This window comes from Tabrizicola sp., assembly GCF_041913445.1.
Lineage (GTDB): Bacteria > Pseudomonadota > Alphaproteobacteria > Rhodobacterales > Rhodobacteraceae > Tabrizicola.
The window spans coordinates 127,251-146,538 of record NZ_JAYSFG010000004.1 but is presented as its reverse complement, the minus strand read 5'-3'; the positions used below and the strand labels follow the sequence as shown (position 1 = coordinate 146,538).

At 64.3% G+C, this 19,288-nt stretch carries 17 protein-coding genes; 3 read left to right on the top strand and 14 right to left on the bottom strand.

Annotation, left to right across the window (positions count from 1 at the left end; genetic code table 11):
• Positions 1–225: 225 nt before the first annotated feature.
• The 14 genes from ACE3Q6_RS06720 to ACE3Q6_RS06655 all read right to left on the bottom strand — a co-directional run bounded on the left by ACE3Q6_RS06720 (position 226) and on the right by ACE3Q6_RS06655 (position 15,719).
• The gene (locus tag ACE3Q6_RS06720) at positions 226–2,811 is read right to left on the bottom strand and encodes a DEAD/DEAH box helicase (protein ID WP_374429978.1); all 2,586 of its coding nucleotides are present in this window, start codon (positions 2,809–2,811) and stop codon (positions 226–228) included.
• A 3-nt stretch (positions 2,812–2,814) separates the two neighbouring features.
• Entirely contained in the window at positions 2,815–4,953 is a 2,139-nt protein-coding gene (locus tag ACE3Q6_RS06715; protein ID WP_374429975.1) for a DNA methyltransferase, read from the bottom strand.
• A gap of 325 nt (positions 4,954–5,278) precedes the next feature.
• Entirely contained in the window at positions 5,279–6,043 is a 765-nt protein-coding gene (locus tag ACE3Q6_RS06710) for a hypothetical protein (protein WP_374429973.1), read from the bottom strand.
• Complete coding sequence (locus tag ACE3Q6_RS06705; RefSeq protein ID WP_295018841.1) at positions 5,982–6,497, bottom strand: DUF488 family protein; 516 nt, start codon at positions 6,495–6,497, stop codon at positions 5,982–5,984. The genes ACE3Q6_RS06710 and ACE3Q6_RS06705 overlap by 62 nt, the downstream gene beginning before the upstream one ends.
• A 57-nt stretch (positions 6,498–6,554) precedes the next feature.
• Positions 6,555–6,935 carry a hypothetical protein gene (locus tag ACE3Q6_RS06700; RefSeq protein WP_374429970.1) on the bottom strand — a complete coding sequence of 127 codons (381 nt, stop codon included), beginning with the start codon at positions 6,933–6,935 and terminating at the stop codon, positions 6,555–6,557.
• Positions 6,936–6,961: 26 nt separating this feature from the next.
• Complete coding sequence (locus tag ACE3Q6_RS06695; RefSeq protein WP_374429967.1) at positions 6,962–8,287, bottom strand: recombinase family protein; 1,326 nt, start codon at positions 8,285–8,287, stop codon at positions 6,962–6,964.
• Positions 8,284–8,739: a DUF2924 domain-containing protein gene (locus ACE3Q6_RS06690; RefSeq protein ID WP_374429965.1), complete on the bottom strand. Its 456-nt coding sequence runs from the start codon at positions 8,737–8,739 to the stop codon at positions 8,284–8,286. The genes ACE3Q6_RS06695 and ACE3Q6_RS06690 overlap by 4 nt, the downstream gene beginning before the upstream one ends.
• Before the next feature lie 196 nt (positions 8,740–8,935).
• Entirely contained in the window at positions 8,936–10,618 is a 1,683-nt protein-coding gene (locus ACE3Q6_RS06685; RefSeq protein ID WP_374429962.1) for a DEAD/DEAH box helicase family protein, read from the bottom strand.
• An 11-nt stretch (positions 10,619–10,629) separates the two neighbouring features.
• Complete coding sequence (locus ACE3Q6_RS06680; protein ID WP_374429960.1) at positions 10,630–11,259, bottom strand: hypothetical protein; 630 nt, start codon at positions 11,257–11,259, stop codon at positions 10,630–10,632.
• Positions 11,260–11,261: 2 nt separating this feature from the next.
• Entirely contained in the window at positions 11,262–12,158 is an 897-nt protein-coding gene (locus tag ACE3Q6_RS06675) for an ATP-binding protein (RefSeq protein WP_374429958.1), read from the bottom strand.
• Entirely contained in the window at positions 12,155–12,448 is a 294-nt protein-coding gene (locus ACE3Q6_RS06670; protein ID WP_374429953.1) for a hypothetical protein, read from the bottom strand. The genes ACE3Q6_RS06675 and ACE3Q6_RS06670 overlap by 4 nt, the downstream gene beginning before the upstream one ends.
• Positions 12,449–12,624: 176 nt before the next feature.
• Positions 12,625–13,236, bottom strand: coding sequence for a sigma-70 family RNA polymerase sigma factor (locus ACE3Q6_RS06665; RefSeq protein ID WP_374429951.1), 612 nt, complete (start codon positions 13,234–13,236; stop codon positions 12,625–12,627).
• A 163-nt stretch (positions 13,237–13,399) separates the two neighbouring features.
• Positions 13,400–14,557 carry a hypothetical protein gene (locus ACE3Q6_RS06660; RefSeq protein WP_374429949.1) on the bottom strand — a complete coding sequence of 386 codons (1,158 nt, stop codon included), beginning with the start codon at positions 14,555–14,557 and terminating at the stop codon, positions 13,400–13,402.
• Positions 14,529–15,719, bottom strand: a complete 1,191-nt coding sequence (locus tag ACE3Q6_RS06655; RefSeq protein ID WP_374429944.1) for a hypothetical protein — start codon at positions 15,717–15,719, stop codon at positions 14,529–14,531. Before ACE3Q6_RS06655 ends, ACE3Q6_RS06660 begins: the two co-directional genes overlap by 29 nt.
• A 228-nt stretch (positions 15,720–15,947) precedes the next feature.
• Between ACE3Q6_RS06655 and ACE3Q6_RS06650 the strand changes: the two genes are divergently transcribed.
• The 3 genes from ACE3Q6_RS06650 to ACE3Q6_RS06640 are packed head-to-tail and all read left to right on the top strand — an operon-like array spanning position 15,948 to position 19,254.
• Entirely contained in the window at positions 15,948–16,154 is a 207-nt protein-coding gene (locus ACE3Q6_RS06650; RefSeq protein ID WP_374429941.1) for a DUF6511 domain-containing protein, read from the top strand.
• Positions 16,154–16,900: a hypothetical protein gene (locus tag ACE3Q6_RS06645; RefSeq protein ID WP_374429939.1), complete on the top strand. Its 747-nt coding sequence runs from the start codon at positions 16,154–16,156 to the stop codon at positions 16,898–16,900. The genes ACE3Q6_RS06650 and ACE3Q6_RS06645 overlap by 1 nt, the downstream gene beginning before the upstream one ends.
• Positions 16,861–19,254 carry a phage/plasmid primase, P4 family gene (locus ACE3Q6_RS06640; protein WP_374429936.1) on the top strand — a complete coding sequence of 798 codons (2,394 nt, stop codon included), beginning with the start codon at positions 16,861–16,863 and terminating at the stop codon, positions 19,252–19,254. The genes ACE3Q6_RS06645 and ACE3Q6_RS06640 overlap by 40 nt, the downstream gene beginning before the upstream one ends.
• Positions 19,255–19,288 lie beyond the last annotated feature (34 nt).

The following is a 19,288-nucleotide window of genomic DNA, read 5'->3' as shown; positions in this document are numbered from 1 at the left end:
CCGTTGTTTTCGAGGGTTATGCGGGAGGGGCTCTTAACCGGCCAACGCCCCAACGGGCGCGCACGCGTTCTCTCCGGGCCGATATTCTCCGGACCTGTTAACCGGACACTTTCCGGTTATGCCGTGTAAGTGTCCGTTTTTGTGATATATTGCGCCCGCGCTGACACTTAACCTTTGGAATGGCACACGCCTGCCGCGCGCCGCTCAAATCGAAAAAAGAACGGCTCAGACCAAGTAGTCCGACGCATGCGCCCCCTCATATAGCGCTTTGATGGATGTGGCAGCCAAGACTGCTGCACGCGTTGCCGCTTCCTTCAGGTCAAGGACCCTGAATGTATCGCCGATCTTCGCGACCGCATCTATCCGTCTATACTGGTCGCCGAAGCGTTCTGCATACTGGGCAAGGCCCTTCAACTTTGGGATGGCATCACCGAACTGGATGCCGTGCGGATCAACGATGTCTGCCGTGAATGTGCCGTCGCCTTGTTGACCGAAAAACACGAAGTCTGGCCGCACGATCTTCGGCTCCCCGCCATCATCATAGATGATCCCAAGCGAGTCCTGGCTGGCGCGCGACGGGTTACGATACCATGCGACGGTGCCTGAACGCCCAAGCTCAGCTCGGACCACTTCGCCCTCCCAGGAATTGAAATCCTCGGGGAACAGGCCCTGCTCATCACAGAGAAGATGTCTCTCGAAGGTCGGGAGGGGTGTTTCGGTGCCGTTCGCCTCGCGGATTGTGGTCGCCTGCATCCATGATGTCGGGCGAGCGAGGTCCACATCCATCGGATTGGCGCTCATCTCTCTGATCTGGCGATAGACGTCCTGGCGTTCGTCGGACAGATCCTTGATCTCGACGCGGAACCGGGTGAGCCACTGATTGGCGAGCTTCTCGGCTTCAGCCTCGAGCGTTTCACGAACCTGTGGGACCAGGCCCAAGGCTGCGATACTGACATGCGCCTCCATGAGCGCCGTTTCCATGTCGTCGGTTTTGCCTTCGTTCCGAGCGAGGTAATCGCTGTATGTCGTTGCAAGATCGGGGCTGATCGCCCGACCGGCACGGCGGTAGGCGTCCTCGATGACGGCGTAGTCAGCCTCTTCCAGAAAGTCGTCGAAGGTCATCGCGCCGCCCTTCAGGTCGGCTTTCAGGCTCTTGCCCTCGACTGTCATGACAGATTTTCGGGCGGCCTCAATTTCGGTCTTGAAGCGCGCGCGGATGCCGTTCAGCACTTTGTGCATTTCTGAATGGGCCAGCTTCCCCGCATCTGGCAGCAGGCCATCGACCGCCAACTCGTGTGCGAGAGAAGTCAGCCGCTTTACAGGGCGCGCATGCCGCTTCGGCAACGTCTGTGACGGAAGTGCAAGCAGCTTGTCCCAGACACCCTCGGGGATTGCCGGGTTAGGCTTCAGCTCCACCGGGTTGATCAACACGCGGCGGCCGGGGAGATCGTCGCCTCCATCCCCGCCTGACATCAGCGCTTTGGCCACATCCTTGACCGATGCCTCGTCGAAGAACGGCAGAAGGCAGTCCACCGAGTTCAATCGGTCATTGCCCGGGATCCGGCGCGCAAGCGGAGTGCGCACCATCCGCCCAAGAAGTTGCGTGATGTGCGTCTTGTCCCGTGCAGGCCGGAACGAGACCATGACTTCGGCGCGTGGGCAGTCCCAACCCGTACTGATGGCGTCCTTCGCGATCAGCACCCGGACCCATGTCGAGTCCTGCACCCGTTCGGGTGAGATGTAAGGCACGCTGTGGCGTCCGAAGGTCTGAGTCGAGTGTTCGCCAAAGACGTGCGCCACCGCATCTTCGGGCAACTCCGGCCACTGGGCGAAAATCGTGTCCAGAGCCTTGCCGATGTCATTGTGATCCGGCGCATTCGGCACCTGCAGCACCATCAGCGGCAGCACTACACCGGCATCGCTCTGCTGCGCGCCATATGCTGCCCATGCGGCAGAGATTTCCTTCAGCTTGTCGGTGCCACGCCGCACCAGCACGGTATCGAACTGCCCGGCCTCCTTGGGCACGTCGAGGATGATGGTGTCCTTGAGCAGACCTGATGCCTGCACCTTTCCCGAATCCACGACGACGTTGGGCAGAGTTGCGCGTCCCTGCATGTCGGACATGGCCGCGTTGAACCGCTCGACCGTAGCGGAGATGCCCCAGACCACGGGGATGCCAGGCACGGACCCCGAACCGTTGATCAGTCGCTTGACGATTGTGGTTTTCTCGCCCGCGCCTGTGCTCGCGCGCATGCCGCGATGCGCCTCGTCCAGCACGAGGTAAAGCGTCAGGGCCGGATCATCGATCGTGTTCTGGATCGTGTCCCAGATCGTCCAGGAACGGCTGTCCGGCATCGGCAGCGGCGGCGCATCCGTGTCGGCGTCTTCGTCCTGATCGCGACCGCGCACGAGAAGGCTCGATTTGCTCAGCTTCTGCGTGTTCAGGAAATAGATTTTTCCGGGCTCCAGCGCCTCGCGCTGAAAGGTGTTCTGCACAACCACCAGGTCCGAGATCGACAGCCGGTCCGATGCTTCGAGCAACCGGTACCGCGACTGTTCGTTCAGCGAGGGATCGTCGCTGAACCAGATCACCACAGCGCCCGGATCGGGCTCGATGTCGTAGTTGTCGTCACCGTGGAACAGCGCCTCGAACACTGCCGCCGCCATGACAGTCTTGCCCGCGCCCGTGGTCGCCGTCAGCGAGAATGCGTGCTTGTCGCCATCCTCGCGCCAGCGCTTCGACGCCTTCTTGAGGTTCACCAGAACCTTGCCGACGGCCTCTTCCTGATAGTCCTTGAGGGTAAACTTCATGGCTCAGCGGCCCATCGAAAAGCGGAAATTGGAAAGGTAGGACTCGTAGAGCCGTACCGGCTCGACCCCGTCCGGCAGCGCGCGGGCCACCGCCTGGAAACGGCGGTCGTCGTCGGTCACCACATAGGCGACGCGGAGCCCGCCTTTCGCGGCCACGGCGTCGCAGAAGGCGCCCGCGCGGTCCAGGTCGACCAGCAGACCATAGGTATCGGCCAAAGCCCAACCACCCTCTGGCAGGTCGTCGATCCGACGCCCCTCCGACCCCGCCCGCATCCACAGCAGGGGGGCGATGCGCTGGAAGGCGAAGTTCGCACCGACGGCGACGTGGGATTCGTAGGTCAGCGTGAAGAACTCGGCGTTCTCCCCGAACCCCTCGGCCATCGGGAATTCATCGGTGAACTTGTAGTCGCCCTCGATGTCTTTTCCCTCCGGCGTCTTGCCGGTGATGGCGGCGGCGATCCGCGGCTTGGTGATGTAGTCGCAGATGCCCCATTTCTCCCAGTCAGGGTCACCCGGACGCAGGCCCGCCTGGCGCAGGGCCGCCTGCTCGTCGGCCGCCACTTCGTTGTTGGTCACCGAGATGCACTGCCGCCGCCCGCCGTCCTGGCGGTTCAGCCGCATGACGGCATGGGCGGTCGTGCCGGATCCGGAGAAGAAGTCGAGGATGATGGCGTTCGGTTTGTCTGCAACCGCAATCCGCAGAGCATCCTCGACCGCGTAAAGGCTCTTGGGAAAGGGGAACTTTCTGTCACCTGTCAGCCGCCGCACAAGCATAGACCCATACTCGCCGGCTTTGTGGCTTCCCCGATTCCATACCGTCTTTGGTGTTCTGCGAACACCACGTTCGCCAAAATCGACCTCGACTGAACCATCTTCTCGACGACCAGTTGCGATCAATTCGCCTGTCTCAAGTCGTCTTAGTTGCGACGGCCCCAAGTAGAGAATTGACCACCGATCATTCTTCGAGTCGTAAGCGCCAACGCGAGCAAAACCATCGACAACCAGTTTGCGGAGTGAGGCGGGTGACTTCTGCCATGTTGCTTCCTCGTCGCGTCCTGCTCGAATAGGCCAAACGGTGACGAGTCCGGGTTCATCAGGTACCGTCGACCGATCAACATTCAATGGAATCGTTTCGCCAACTTTTGCGATTGTGCGTTTCTCAGGGTCAATAAAGATCGGAAAGAAAAGGTTGGGTCTGTCTTGGCGGCGAGAATTGTTCCCGCCGCGCAAAAGCCACTCCCAACGTACAGATGATCTTTGTGAAGATGAAAGGCTCTCAGTGTCTAACAGGCTGTCGACAACAAGCGAGGGTCCGGCATTCCCCAAAAAGACAAAAAATGCGTATTCCTCAACCCGCGCCAGCTCCTTCCCCCGAGCAACACCATTTGGGTTGATGACAATAGTGACCATTTGTTGGGCGGCATCTGGAAAAAGTTGCTCAAGCAACAGCCCAAGTCTTAGGCATTCCTTTTCGTCAATGGTCACCACTAAAACGGACTCGTTTGGATTGAGCAACTCTCGTGCAACGAGGAGGCGTCGCTCCATGAACGCCAGCCATTTGGAGTGGCGATAGATGTCCTCCGACTCGACATAATCGTTGTTATATTTCCAGTCCCGCGCCCCGGTGTTGTAAGGGGGGTCGATGTAGATGGCGTCGATATTGCCGCGGTGGGTGTAGGTCAGCGCCTCGAGCACATGGAAATTCTCGCCGTTGATCACCGTGTGGAACGGCTTGTCGCCCCCGCGCGACACGCGCCCCGTGCTGACCAGACCGGGATAGATGAAGTCTCGGAACTCGGCGACCACGACCAGATCGGCGACCGCCACATCGGCCGTCTCGGCCGTCTCGGCGTCGATGAGCGTGATCTGCGCCATCCGCGCCTCGCCGTCACCCTCGATGCGCGTCACCCGCCACAGCCGCTGATCCCCGCGGGTGCCCGCGCCCCGCGGCGGCAGCACCAGCACCTTGTCGCCCCGCCGCACAGGTCGCCCTGGCAGCTCCACGCTTTCCGGCCGATGCCGTTCGAAGTTCAGCCCAAAGGCGCGGCGCGACGCCAGCGCCTTGAACTCGCGCTCAAGTTCATCCCCCAGCGCGCTGTCCCTGGCCTTGGCCCGCGCGATCAGATCCGTCAGTCGCGACATGCCCCCCCCTTACCCACTGCCTTCAACCCTGCAACGCAGGGGCACCCCCCTGCATGTGCCAGGGGCCGGACGTCGCCGCCCATGCTGTGCTGCGCCCGAACGGGTGTTATGGATTGGGGTATCGCTGTCGCGGCTGTCATCAATTGCAGGTCCTGTCAGGTCGGCGGCGGCGATGCCGGACGCCCGGGAAATTGAGCTGACAGTACCGCCGTTTACCGGTGCAGACTAAACCGCGACATCGCGCTGGCGCAAGCCGAATGGACCCTGTCTGGCGCAAGGGATGGCCTGTTTCCATGCCTGCTGGACGGAAAGCGCGGCGCCAAGTTCAGAACAGGGCGGGCTGACCTGTGTCATCCACCCGAAGCACGCCGAGCAACTGCCAGGTTTGCGGTCGCTTGGCCATGTTGCCGACGCAGAACAGCATGCCCTTTCGGGGGTATTCTTCGTTGAACTTCTTGCTCATCCAGTCGAGCGCCGCCTGTTCCGATCCTTCGCGCCTGCGGCCATTGAAGTACATCGCATGCGCTTCCCAATCGCCATTGGCGTAGTCGTGCGGCCCAGCATCATCCTCGAACTTGAAGCGAAATTCGTAGGGGCTGGGTTCCAGCGCCTTCAACTGTTCATCAAAGAAGGAACCCTGACGGGCCGCTTCCGCATAGGTCCGGCGCTCTTCCTCCAGTTCATCCGGCTTTTTCTTCTTGAAATAGAACTGCGTGTTGCGAGGGCGGATTAAGGCGAGCGACTGGCCATTGGCCTCGGCCGCCTTGACTGATCCGGAGACGAGCCTATTCAGGAAGGAGGGTCGATCCTTGGGCGGCATACAGCCGTTCACGAGGATACTGTCCTCCATGACGTGGCAGCTTTCTTTTCGGCGATCACTGGTCGGAGGGCGATACTTGAAGTCAACCCAATCCCAACGGCCAAATGAGGCATCATCAGAGAGATGCCGAAAGCGAATGGGAAAAAGACGCTTGAACTCGCCGCCCGGGGTTACTCCGGCGCAGCAGACAGTTTCTCCGTGAGTGGCGCTACGCTGCGGTAAGGCCTTCACCAGGATTGAAACGCGGCAACTTTGAAGCGTGACGGACATAGCGCTCCGGGTCATCGGCAAACAGATTGAACACTTCGAAGCCCGTCTCTTCAATCACTTCTTGCGCGACAATCGTCCTGTGGCAGGTCTCCGGATCACGCTCGAAACAAAGCAGACAGGTAGGTGCAGACTGCACGAAATCTACCAGATCCCGCAGCGATTCCTGTGCAGCTGATGTTTCGATGTGCGCGCCATAGATGGCCCTAAAGCGTTCGAATTCTCCGGCCCGAGCGGCTTCACGCCCAGGCTTGGGATCACCCAGCGCGATGAAATGCGAATACTCGATGCCTTCCTCGGCCAGCCGCGATGCCAGCTTGGTCTTGGAAAAACCGGCCTTGCGTGACACGGCAACAGCACGCACATCAGCCAACTTTTCGACCCCGACCGCCTTCAGTGTGCGGACGAACCGATCAATGTCCGTGCCTTCGTAGCCTACCGTGAATACAACGCTCATGCCTGCCTCATTTTCTGGAACCGTAGCATGTGACGGTTCGGACGGGAATCCCTTGTTTCACTCGGGATTTACGCAGCCCTGATCGACCGCGAGCATCCGCTTCTGCGCATCCCACGCCTCCGGCAAAGGCTGCCTCAATGCTTCGAGCGTCAGGTGCCGCGGCTGGCGTCCGTCCAGGATCGCTTCAACGACATCCGGGGCAAGCTGGGCGAGCCGCATCGTTCGGGTCAGATATGGGGCGGCAATGCCTTCGTGTTCGGCCAGTTCGGCAATGGTGGCGAATTCCCCTGTCTCCAGCAGGCGCTTCCAGCGAAAGGCACGCGCCACCGCCTTGATTAGTGTGTTGTCGATGGTCCTCCGCAGCGGCGCACCGTCTGGAAGCTGGATTTCCTTCCGGCCTCCCCGTTTGACCAACTTGAAGGGGACCCTGACCGTCAAGGTTGTCGCTGACTGCGCGGCCCTCGTCATGCTTGCTGCGCCACCGCGCCAGTTGAAAAATCGTGCGCCAATGACCTGAGGCCTTCCACGCGCAGACGAACATCGAGGCCCCGCGTCCCGATGTCGACACGCTCGACCAGCAGCGCTACAATGCGCGCCTGCTCGGCGGGGAACAGTTCATCCCACAGCGGATCGAGCTTCTGGAGGGCCGTGCTAGCGTCGGCCTCGGTGACTCCGTTGTCCCGCGTCCGCGCTGCCTTCCATGTACCGGCCACGATCTCGGGCTGGCGGAACACAGCGCGGAGTTGGTCGACCACCGCCGCCTCAATTTCGCCCGCGGGCACGCGGCCGACCGGGCACGCCCCCGCGCCATGCTTCAGCACGGTCTGGCTGACGTAGTAGCGATAGAGCCTGCCACCCTTGCGGGTGTGGGTCGGCGAGAAGGCTGCGCCGTCCGGCCCGAAAAGGAGCCCTTTCAACAACGCGGGCGTGTCGGCACGGGTGCGCGCGGCGCGCTTGCGCGGGCTTTCCGTCAGGATCGCATGGACCCGGTCCCATGTTTCCTGATCGATGATGGCGTCGTGCTCACCGGGATAGCTGTCGCCCTTGTGCACCGCCTCGCCGATGTAGGCGCGGTTGCTGAGCAACCGGTAGATGTATTTCTTGTCGATCCGGTTGCCGCGCGGGGTGCGGATGCCGCGCTTGCCGACCTCCCGCGCCAGTTCCGTGGCCGAGCCGATCTCGAGGAAACGGGCGAAGATCCAGCGCACATGCGCGGCGCTTTCCTCGTAGATCAGCAGCTTGCGGTTCTCGACGCGGTAGCCGTAGGGCGGTACTCCGCCCATCCACATGCCCTTCCTGCGGCTCGCGGCAACCTTGTCGCGGATGCGTTCGGCGGTCACCTCCCGCTCGAACTGGGCGAAGGACAGGAGGATGTTCAGCGTCAACCGCCCCATGGAGGTGGTGGTGTTGAACGACTGTGTGACCGAGACGAACGTCACGCCGTTCCGGTCGAACACCTCGACCAGCTTGGCGAAGTCGGCGAGCGAGCGGCTGAGGCGGTCGATCTTGTAGACCACCACCACATCGACCAGTCCGTCCTCGATGTCGGCCATCAACTGCCTCAGGCCGGGCCGTTCCAGCGTGCCGCCGGAGATGCCGCCGTCGTCATACTGATCGCGGACCAGCACCCAGCCCTCGGACCGCTGGCTGGCGATGAATGCCTCGCAGGCTTCGCGTTGGGCATGAAGGCTGTTGAACTCCTGCTCCAGCCCTTCCTCGGAGGATTTCCGGGTGTAAACGGCGCAGCGAAGCTTGCGGACGACCTTCGATTTTTCGGGCGGCTTCGTCATGTCCGCCCCCTGTGGTTCTTGAGGCCGAAGAATACCCAGCCGTTCCACCGCGTGCCGGTGATGGCGCGGGCGATGGCGGACAGCGACTTGTAGGGCCGCCCCTGCCATTCGAAGCCGTCGGCGGTGACAGTGACGATCTGCTCGACACCCTGCCATTCTCGCAGCAGCCGTGTGCCGGTGATGGGGCGGTCGCGGTCAGCGCGGATGCTGCGCCTCGCTCGGTCGCCGCCGTCCAGTTCCTCGCCCAGCCGTTCCAGTCGCCGGATGGTCTCCGGCTTCAACCCGCCAAGGCTGAGTTCCTGAATGCGATAGGCGAGACGGGATTCAAGGTAACGGCGGTTGAACGGCGGCGGTTCGCTGTCGAACAGGTCGCGCCACTGCGCCTTCAGCTCGGGCGTCGGCGTGGTCTTGAGCGCGGACAGGCGCGCGGGGATGGGATCGGGCTTGTTCATGCATTTCTCCGGTGCGTTGGAGTTGCATGACGGCATTGGTCGGCCGGATAGTGTAGGCAATGTTCTCCAGTTTCGTCAGATACTTCGCAGCCATCCCGCATCCGCAACCGAACCAGCCCGAGCGCCAGCAGGCCGCACAGCTCGGTACGGCGCTCCGCGGGCGTCATCTGGTCGGGCGGGAGCGGATTGGGGCGTTTCATGCAGCCGACCGCTCCGCACGGCCAAGAACGGCAGCGGTGATCGCTCCGCGGTTCCAGCGGAAGTTCAGATGGCAGTTGGCGGCGTATTTCGACAGGCTGAAATCCAGCCCGTTGACCTCGTGCCCCGCGCGCTGCAGCAGCGCCATCTGTTTCATCGTGGCGGGGTCGTTCAGCCAGCGGCGGCTCTTGATCGAGGCGGTGCCGGTCTCGGTGGCGCGCAGGAAGTCGTCGGCGGCGGCGAGCGCCTGCACCCGGGTGCCGATGGCGAGCGGCCGGATCGCCCTGCCTTTCGGCTGTCCGAGCGCATGCCAGAGCGTGCCGTCGTGGAACACGCCGGCCCAGCCATTGAACCCGCTCGCCATCATCGCCTGGCCGTCGCCATGCAGGTCGCACCAGGCAAACGGTGACCGCTCCAGGAGGTCGATCTCCATCATGTCGAAGGCGGTGAGCAGCCGGGCCTCGCCACGCTCGCGCGTGAAGACATGACCGCAGAAATCGCAGACCGAGGCGCCGAGCGGTAGTTCCGCCTCGCAGGTCGGGCAGAGTTTCCACGGCGCCTGGCCGGGCTCGGGATCGTCCTCGTCGAGGTTGATCTCCTGTTCGAGCGACCCATGCCGGAGCGCGGCGCCCGCGAAATCGAGCACGATGCAGTCGGTTTTCACGATGCCTGGGAAACGCGCGGAATCAACCCGCCGCAGGCCGCGACCGACTGCCTGGATGAAGGTGCCCTTGTGCAGCATGGGGCGCAAGATGCCGATGCAGCCGACAGGCTGGCTGTCGAAACCTTCGGTCAGGACCATGCAGTTCGTCAGCACCTGCACCTCGCCCCGGTCGAACCGGGCGATCAGGTCGGCGCGTGTCCGCGAGGGCATGTCGCCCGAGATCGTTTCAGCCGTGACGCCCGCGGCGCGGAAGGCTTCCGCCACCGCATCGGCATGGTCGACCGTCGCGCAGAAGAAGACGCTGCGCCGGTCCGCCGCCTTCGCCTGCCAGTGCTCGACGACCGCCTCGTTCAGCACCGAGCGGTTCAGCACCTTGTCGGCGGCGCGCATGTCGAAATCGCCCGCGCTGGCCTCCAGCCCCGCCAGCTCATCCTCGACGCCGAGATCTATGGTATAGGTGCGCGGCGGCACCAGGAGACCGCGCGTGATCAGCGTGCCGATCTTCAGGTGATAGCCGACATTGCTGAAGGTGCGCCGGAGGCTGCGCCCATCGCCGCGACCGGGCGTGGCCGAAAGTCCGAGCAGCCTGATCTCGGGGTTGAGTTCCCGTGCCGCGTCAATGACGGACTGATAGCTTTGCGCGGCCGAACGGTGACATTCGTCGATGACGAGATGCGAGACCGGCGCCATGCGTTCGCGCCGGTTGGCGCGGGCGAGCGTCTGGACGCTGCCGAAGACGATGCGGCCGCCCCAATCGTCCTGCTCGGCCTTGACCACCGAGGTGGTCATTCCGGTCACGGCCCCGATGGAGGTCCGGTTCTGATCGATCAACTCGTCCGTGTGCTGCAGAACCAGGACGCGGTCGTGTCGCCGGTGTTCGAGTTCCTCACCGATGTAGAAACCGGCGATGGCGGTCTTGCCCGCCCCGGTCGGCAGGACCAGCATGGTATTGCCGTGGGTAGCGGTGCGGTCGCGGGCGGCATCGACTGCCGCCCTCTGATAATCGCGTGGAATCATGACCCTCCCCCTCAGCGTGCCCAGAAGGGCGCGGAACCGGAGGACGGCGCGCCGGACTGGCCCATACCGGTGTTCGACAGCTGGGTGCCCGTCGCGGTGAACTGACCCTGCTGCGGCGGCTGCGACACGCTGCCCATCAGGCGCGCATATTCGGCATGGTCGGCGCCGATGGCCGCCTTGATGACGTTGCGGCCGCTGTCCTCGGGCTTGTCCTTGTCGCGCTCTATGCCGATGCGGGCCACGAACTCGAGCCCGCTCAGCTCGCCGAGGCTGCGGATCATTCGCGCCGCACGAGCGGCGTTCGACTGATCGTCGGCGCGCACGCCCCGGGCGGATTCGAGGATGCCGCGGATCATCGCGCGACCGCGATTGCCGTAGGTGTCGTCGCCCGGGCCGCCCGCCGCCTTCCCGCGAAACCCGATGCGGGTGTAGATGCGACGCCGCGCGAACGGCCCCTCCATGACCACTGCTTCGGTATTGAGGTAGAGGGCCGGGCTGGTCTTGCTCTGGGTGAGCCAGCCCTCGGGCCCCGCGCCACCGGGGCGGATGGTCAGGCAGACCTTGGCCAGCGTGTTGGCCGGGATGAGGTCGAAGGCGGCGTCCTGCGTGTCCGCGCCGTTGAAATCCATGTCGCTCGCCATGGTCATGCTCCTTGCGTCGTCGGGGGATTGGGTGCGGTCGCGGCCGCGGGCAGATCGAAGTTCAGGCGGGCGGCGCCCTCGGGGCGCGGGCCGCGGATCTTCGCCATGAGCCGCCCGAGATGGGCGGGTTCGATCATCGACAGCCGGCCGCTGCGGTCCTTCGCCGGCAGGCCGAAATCGTTGATGGTGGTGCAGATGAAGGCCCTGAACGGGTCACCCTTCTCGGGGCGCAGTTCGGTCAGGGTCACGACTTCGTCGACGATGCCGGGCAGTTCGAGGCCGGTCTTCGATCCCTCGATCTGCATCGAGAAGAAGGGCTTGCCGAAGTCGTCGAGCTTGCGGTCGAGAAGACCGACCAGCCAGATGTTCTTGGCGGGCGTGTGCTGCAGATGCGTCAGCCAGCCGATCATCTCCTGTCCGAGCAACCCGTAGGTCGCGCGGAGATCCGGCTTGCCGGTTCGGTCGGACTGCGCCTGGGATTGGCCCTTGCACCACTGAAGGCAGATGCGCGAGGCGACCGAGATGCTGTCGACGAAGACGGTGTCGTATTTGTCGAGCTGGGTGGCGGGGCCGAAGGCGGCGCAGACCCGCGCGAAATGCCCCGGCCCATAGGACTGGTCGTCCCGCATGGCCGGGTTGGCGCCGCCGATCCAGGCAGCGAGATCGCGGGCGACCTCCCAGTCACGGATGCGGATCTCGTCGCCGGGCCAGCCCTGCACGGCGAGCTCGCCCGCCTCGAGGTTCAGAAACAGCGTGCGCTGCGGATCGAGGGTCAGGAGTTGCGTGGTCTTGCCGATGCCGGAGGTGCCCGTGAGCACCCCCTTGATGCCGCGCGCCTCGCGCAGGCGTTCGTCGGCGGTGATGATCCGGAGCGGCCCGGCGCCGAAGGGGGCGCTCACTTGCCGCCCTCCAGATCGCGCGCAGCCGCCGAGATGGCATTGTCCGCGCCACAGGCGCCCTGGCGGCGCGCCATCTTCAGCACGTCGCCGAGCGCGCCGGTGAGGCGGTAGAGATCGGATTGCTGCCGCGCCAGGGCGACAAGGGCAAACTCGATTTCGTCCACCGTGGCGCGTTCGATCGGCACGACCTGGTTCGGCCTGTCGAAGACCGCCGGGACGTCGATGTTGTCGGGAAGCATTTCCAGCCAGCGCAGTTCGCGCAGGCGCTTCAGAGGGGTAGTCTTGAACATGGTGACGCTCCGTGTTGTCGTCGGTTGCTGTCCAGGGATCGTCGGGAAGACTGCTGCCGGGCCTGACGCCGCCCTGGAGCTTGCGGTCGGAGTGTTTCCCCGCGTGGGGGTGTTGCATTCCTCCGAGGGCCCGGCATGAAACTGGCGGACCGGGTCATCGCCGGTCCTGTTGTCACCTACCGGCGAGCCTCCGAGACTGTCGGGGCGGTGCCGAGATATGCCGCGAGATCAAGCGCCTCGGCGGCCTTCCGGATCGTGGCAAGCCGGGCGTAGACGGTGCTCCTATGGATCCCGAGGGCTTCGGCCGCTTCCGTCGGCGTCATGTCGATCAGGGCCAGCGCGAGGGCGCGGTAGGTCGGGGTCAGGCCAGCAAGGAGCCGCTGGACGTCCCGGACCAGCCCGAACGCCTCGTCCGTTGTGCGTGTGACGGCGGCATGCGGCATCGCGCTGTCGGGCAGAGTTTCCGCGAGCGGCAGCATCTCGTCATCACCGTGCCCCTCGGCGGGACTGTCGAAGTCGATCCAAGCCCGCTCGGCCCGCAGCCGTTCGGTCGGCGCGGCCAGCGTGGCGATGCGGTTCGCCAGAACGCGGTCCGCGAAGGTGTCGTACTGACCGCGGGAAGGATCGAACTTCCCGTCCCGGCGATAGAGGTGCAGCCGCAGGTCCTGCTTGATGTCCTCGGCGTCCATTCCGGGGACGGAGCCCGAGCGGGCCAGCCGTTCGGCGCGAATGGTGATGTTACGGGAGACGCGCGAGTGCGCGTCGCAAATGGGGTGGAAACGCTCCATGAAGTTTCGCCTTCGTCCAGGTGGACGGGCACGCGGCCCGAGTACCTGGCACCGGCGAAAATTCGTTGGAGGGCCTCGAAATCAGGGGGATCGGAAAACGAAAAACCCCACGAAACCTAGCGGCTTCATGGGGTTGGGTGGGATGAAAAAAGTTCGGAAAGGGTCAGTCGTCGTCGACGAAATTTCGGTCGCGCTGGTCAGCGCGACCCTGACGCAGCGCACTTGCATCGACAAGGAAGCGTGCCGCGTAACAATCGTCCTCGGCCGTGAACGGATCGTCGTCGATCCCGAACTGCGCCCTTAGCGCGGCGGCGAGAAGCTGGCGCTGCCGATCGTAGCCGCGCTCAAACTCCCCCAGGATAGCGACCACGTCGCGCGAGGGACGGCGTCCCCTGATGGTGGAGATCGGAAAGGACCGAGGCAATGCCCCGCCAAGCGCGGCGCAAACAAGGAGCAACCGCCACTGGCGGTTCGGCCTGCCGTTCCGCTCGTCACGCATGCCGATCTGATCTGGTTCAAGACGCGCCGGAGTCTGCCCGGGGTAGCTGACGTTGAGCACTGCCTCCTCGCGAAACGCGAAGCGCAGATCGGACCAGCGCGCATTCGCAGGCAGAGTCATCACGGGATGTTGGACGACATCACCTGCGTCCGTCAGTGCCGCGATCTCGGGCGCGAAGAGGTCTGCAACCGGCATGGCAGCGACGAATCCCTTGCGCGGTGGGGGGGCGAAGTCGAGGCATTCGGCCCACGTCAGAACACGCCCTCGCCGGGCCGCAAGAAAGGCCGGAACGTCCGGGTCAATCGCGCCGAGCGATGTCACCAGCAGGACGAACGGCAGATTGCGACGATCGAGATCGAGGACGTCTGCCCGGCCGAGCGGCGCGCCCGGGCTTGTGAGCGCAGCGAACACCGGAAAACTCCGGCCGGCGGCAATGGCATGATCGCCGATGTGCAGAAGGGCCGCCCCGCGCGCAAACGCGGCGGGCGCGACGAGACCAAGCGCCGTGGCAATGTCGGCGAATAGTCTGCGGCGGTCGAGTTCACGGATGCGGATATCGTCGGAATTGATGTCGAGGGTTTCGCAGTGTCGCCCCGGATCGCTGCAGACGGCACGGACCGAGCCGCCGGCATGTCGCACGACATGGCGCGGGCAATGTTCCCCTCCGGGCCAGGGACAGTCGATACGTTCTGCGTACTTGGAGGTCTCCGGAAGGTAGCGTTCGACCTGGGTCCAGCAATCCGTCAGGTCCACCTTCCAGTCGCGCGTGTCGGTCGCGTGACCGAGAACGCGCTCAATCGTCCTCCAGAACGCCGACGTCATCGTCCTCATCTCCGACGTTGGGGCGGCAGAATCCCTGATCCTTGAGCCAGCGGTCGATCAGATCGCTGTCGGCATCACGGTCATAGCGCGCGAGGCTCGGCGGGAGAATGGCAACCGTCCGCTCCTTGCCATCCCCATCGAACTTGACCTTGAAAACGGCCCGGTCGATGGAACCGCCCGCAAGGCGCCGCTCCCAATTGTCGTCCCAGGCCATGAAGAGGTCGTTCGCCTTGCGCACCTCCTTCTCCTTGGCCTTTCCGCCCCAGAAGCGTTCGATTTCGATCAGGCGCACCTTGACGATCTCGGAGACAGTGTCGTTGTCGAGCGATTTCTCGCCCTTCTCCAGCAGCGGATCGAGGGTGAAGCGGTTCGAGCGATCGAAGTACTCCTCGTCCCCGAAGATGACCCCGCCGAACGTCCGCAGGTAGAGCTCGGTTTCGCCTTTCGTCCCTGCATTGACGGCAAGTTCGTCAGACTCGCCGTCATAGATGACGACGTCGTGCTTCTGCGGTCGGTAGTAGGCGATTCCCGATCCGCCATCATCCTGATGTCGCCCCTCGCGCCGCATCGGTTCGCCATGCCGGACCATGAACCATGTCTTCGTGCCACGCGGAAAAGCGAATACCCGTGAGCCCTTGCCACGGCGCTTGCGGTCGAACCACTCGTCCATCCGCTCCTGCATGATCGCGGTCTTTTCGACGGTCGGATCCGGAGCCGGTCGCGGCTTGCCGCTGTGGCCCGCGAAGTAGATGAAACGCGAACGTGTGAATGCCACGGTCTCGGCATGCTGACGTCGCAGCAGATCAGGTTTCTGGAGCCAGATCTGCAGGGCGATGTCCGCATCGGATGGTTCCTCACCGGCCTCGATCGTGAGGCCAGCCCGTCCTGCCGCATCGATCAGCTCCTCGGCGGTTTCCTTGGTCGCGGTCTCGTGCACGTAGAAAAGGGCGTCGACCATTTCGGGCGGCACGTTTTCGTCGGGCTTCATCAACACTGCAGCAAGATCGTCGTAGGGAAAATCCTCATCCGCTTCGACCGGAAGTTCAAAACCCCGCGCCGAAAAATATTCCGCCCACGTCGCGAAGAACTTCAGAAGGTGCTTCGGCGAAATGCTCTTGAGGCGATCAGGGTTGGTGAAGCTTCTCGGGTTGAATGACGCCATGCGCGACTCGGCTCCAGGGTGAATCGGGGAAAGTTCAGGCTATCGGCAGAGTTGTGAACGCACAAGTCCATGTTCCCGAAGTGTTCCGAACCGCACATCCGACAGTCAGGACAGCCAGCCGGTAGGTGAGGAGAGCATCTGGAGCTCTCCCATGACCACAATCCCCTTCGCGCGCCGCGCTGACATCCATCGATGCCCGCATGCGGCCCCGGCACATGAGGGCTGCGCATGATCGATCCCGATGAACGTGAACAGGCCGCGCTCCGCGCCGCCTTGAAGAACATGGCCGAACTGATGGCCGAGATCGGCTGGACCGCGCGGTTCGCCGACCTCAGCGAGGCGCAGGCGCTCACCCTCGCCACCGCCGCCGTCGACGGCTTCCAGGAAGCGATGATGGCCAGCGCACCCCGGCCCGATCCGGAGGTGCCGTTCTGATGGACGCCGGTTTCGACTTCAACCATCGGGAGAAGCCGCTGAGTTTCGCGGATACCGTCAACACCTGCATCGACAATGCCCTCGTCGCGGAACAGGCCGAACGCCCGCCGCGCGACTATCTCGGGGGCAGCCGGTTAGGCGATGTCTGCCAGCGCAGGCTGCAATACGAATACCTGAAGACGCCGAAGGATCCGGACGCCGGGTTCTCGGGCCAGTCTCTGCGCATCTTCGCGCTCGGGCACGTCCTCGAAGATCTGGCCATCGAATGGCTGCGCAAGGCGGGTTTTGACCTTCGCACGCGCAATCGCCATGGCGATCAGTTTGGCTTTTCGGTCGTCGGCGGACGGGTCCAGGGGCATGCCGACGGTGTGGTGGTCGCGGCGCCGAACGGCATGGCGGTCCCGGCGCTCTGGGAATGCAAGTCGGCCAATGCGAAGAACTGGCGCGAGATCGCGAAGCATGGTGTCGCGAAAGCCAAGCCGGTATACGCCGCGCAGATCGCGCTCTACCAGGCCTATCTCGGCCTGACCGAGACGCCCGCGCTGTTCACCGCGATCAACAAGGACACCTGCGAGATCTGGCACGAAACCGTGCCGTTCGATGCCGCACTCGCACAGTCGGCCAGCGACAAGGCGGTGACGATCCTGCGCGCCTGCGATGCCGGCGAACTGCTGCCGCGCCACACCGCCGACCCCGAACACTTCGAATGCCGGTTCTGCGCCTGGCGGGAACGGTGCTGGGCATGAGCGTGTCGTCCGATACCACCGCGCCCGACGACGTCGCGCTCGACGCGGAAATGATCGCGATCTATGCCGACGTCGTCTTCGGATACTGCGACGGCTGGGTGCCGGTCCGTGCACTGGCCGAGAAAGGCGCGGGCGACGGCCCGCCGCATGTCCCCTTCATCGAAGCGGACGCCACGCTCGCCGCGAAACTGGCGCTTCAGGCGACATGGGCGAGCGACGCCGGCATGGCCTTGTTCGTGGCACCAGGTACGGTTGTGGCTCCCGGCGACGCCCGGGCGGAAAGCATCGTGCAGACTCAGGTGGTTCTCGTCGATCTCGACCATGGCGACATTGGCGCGAAACGCGACCACCTCGTGCAGCATCTCGGATGCCCGACGCTTGAAGTGGCGTCCGGCGGTGTCACCGCCGAGGGCCAGCGCAAGCTGCACCTCTACTGGCGCCTGTCCGAGCCCGCCGAGGGCGATGACATCGCCACGGTCTGCCGTGCGCGGCACATGATCGCCGCCAAGGTCGGCGGCGATCCGTCCTTCCGGTCCGCCCACCAGCCGATCCGGGTGGCCGGATCGATCCATGCCAAACAGGGCCGACGTCGGCTGGTGGAGATTCTGCACCACGGCCCCCGCGACTACGATCTGGGCGAACTGCTCGAGGCGATCATCGCCATGCCGCCGCTCGAAGGCGAGGCCGGGCTCGACTTCAACATGGCGGCCCCCGAGCGCGGCAGCGTGACCGAGCTTTTCGGCCGTCAGGTCCGCGAAGGTGGCGTCGACGGTACCACGCGCTTCGACGCGCTGTCGCGGGTGATGGGTTACTGGATCCGCCGTGCTCGCGAAGGCCATGTGCCGCGCGAACAGGCCTGGGAAGAAATCGTCTCCTACAACACGGCCCGCGTCTCGCCTCCCTGGCCGGAGGCCCGGTTGCGCGAGGAAGCCGAACGGCTCTGGAAACGCGACACCGCCCGCAACGGCGATCTCGACGACGAGGATGGCGGGCGCGATGGCGGCGGCCCGGCCGGTGGCGACGACGACGGCCCCGTGCCGGTGCGCTTCACCGAGGATGCGCTCGCCGCAACCTTCGCAGCCCGACATGCCGAGACCTGGCGCTACGTCGCCGGCTGGGGGCAATGGCTGACCTGGTCGGGCAAGCTCTGGCGGCGTGAGGAGACGCTGCAGGCCTTCGATCTGGCGCGGATGATCTGCCGCGAGGCGGCCGCGCGCGCGGGATCCGCAAAGCTCAAGGCCAAGCTCTCCACCGCCGCGACGGTTTCGGCCGTGGAGCGGCTCGCCCGTTCCGACCGCCGCCACGCGACCACGACCGAACCGTGGGACCGTGATCCCTGGCTGTTGAATACGCCGGGCGGTGTGGTCGACCTCCAGAGCGGCGCATCCCGGCCACATGATCCCGGTCTCTTCATGACCAGGATCGCCGGTGCGTCCGTCGCCGACACCTGTCCCGTCTGGCTGGGCTTTCTGGAGACCGTCACCGGCGGGGACGGCGAGCTGCAATCCTACCTGCAGCGGATGGCGGGCTATTGCCTGACCGGCGTCACCACCGAGCATGCGCTGTTCTTTCTCTACGGCACCGGTGCCAACGGCAAATCCGTCTTCGCCAACACCCTGACCGCCATCCTCGGCGACTACGCCACCGTCGCGCCGATGGACATGTTCATGGCCACGCAGGGCGATCGCCACCCGACCGACATGGCGGGGCTGCGTGGTGCGCGGATCGTGACCTCGATCGAGACCGAACAGGGCAGCCGCTGGGCCGAAAGCAAGCTGAAGGCGCTGACCGGGGGCGACAAGATCACCGCCCGCTTCATGCGGCAGGACTTCTTCGAGTTCATCCCGCAGTTCAAGCTGCTGATCGTCGGCAACCACAAGCCCTCCATCCGCAACGTGGACGAGGCGATGAAGCGGCGCCTGCACATGGTGCCGTTCACCGTCACCATCCCGCCCGCCCGGCGCGACAAGCACCTGGCGGACAGGCTGCTCGCCGAACGCGACGGGATCCTCGCATGGGCGCTCGAAGGCTGCATCGAATGGCAGCGGACGGGGCTGCGCCCACCGCCCGCCGTGATGGCCGCGACCGAGGATTACTTCGAGGCAGAGGACGCCATCGGTCGCTGGATCGATGAACGCTGCTCGCTCGGATCGCACCTGAGCGCGGCCACCACCACGATGTTCGCGGACTGGAAGGCCTGGGCCGAGACGAACGGCGAGTTCGCGGGCTCGGTCAAGCGCTTCTCGGAGGCGCTGATCGTGCGCGGGTTCGAGCGCCACAACACCCGTGCGGCCAAGGGATTTCGCGGCATCGCCCCCAATGACAGCAATTCTGACCTTTTCTCGGGAGAATAGGAAAATGCCAATGAATTCAGATGGTGTGACGGAT